General features: G+C 59.2%; 1 protein-coding gene. It reads right to left on the bottom strand.

Going from position 1 to position 767, the window contains the following annotated elements; genetic code table 11:
- The coding region (locus tag AC629_RS44675) for an IS30 family transposase (protein WP_084810860.1) at nucleotides 1-767 on the bottom strand (767 nt) is incomplete at both ends.

Genomic DNA, 767 nt, shown 5'->3' with positions numbered 1-767 from the left:
GATCGCCGCAACACATTCTGCGAACTTCTCAGCTGGGGTTTGAAAGAGCAAGGTCTTTCGTGGCCTTTCATTGAGCTGCTTGGCGATCGCGCTGAGCTTGGCCTGGCTGTACAGGGACAGATCGATGCCACGCGGAAGATACTGGCGCAGCAATCTGTTGGTGTTTTCGTTTGACCCGCGCTGCCAGGGACAGCGAGGGTCGCAGAAATAGACCTCGATCTTGGTAGCCAATGTCAGGCGCTGATGATCGGCGAGCTCTTTGCCTCTGTCCCAGGTCAGCGATCGATAAAGTTCGCTGGGCAGTCGCTGCGATTGCTTGATAAGCGCCGAGACGACGCTTTCGGTATCCTTGTTCGCAACCTTGACCAGCATCACGTAGCGCGAATGGCGCTCGACAAGGGTTGCGACATAGCTGTTCCTCGATCCGCCAATCAGGTCGCCCTCCCAGTGGCCTGGGACCGCACGATCTTCAACAGATGCCGGCCGTTCCCTGATGGATACGGCATCCTTGATCTGGCCGAGCCCGCTCCGCTTCAGGCTGGCGTGCCTGGAGCGGCGGATCGTGCGTTTCGCGCGCAGGTGCTCAAGCAGCTCTTTTTTCAGCACGCCGCGCGCCTGAATGAATAGGCCGCGGTAGATTGTCTCGTGTGACACCTGATGTTGTGGCTCCCCCGGATATGTGCGCTTGAGCCAGCCAGCGATTTGTTCCGGCGACCATTGTCGCCGCAGCCCGCTCGATACTGTTCGCCTCAAGTCCGGGTGGCAAG

The sequence above is a fragment of the Bradyrhizobium sp. NAS80.1 genome (assembly GCF_001908205.1).
GTDB lineage: Bacteria > Pseudomonadota > Alphaproteobacteria > Rhizobiales > Xanthobacteraceae > Bradyrhizobium.
This window is presented reverse-complemented; position numbering and strand designations above follow the sequence as displayed.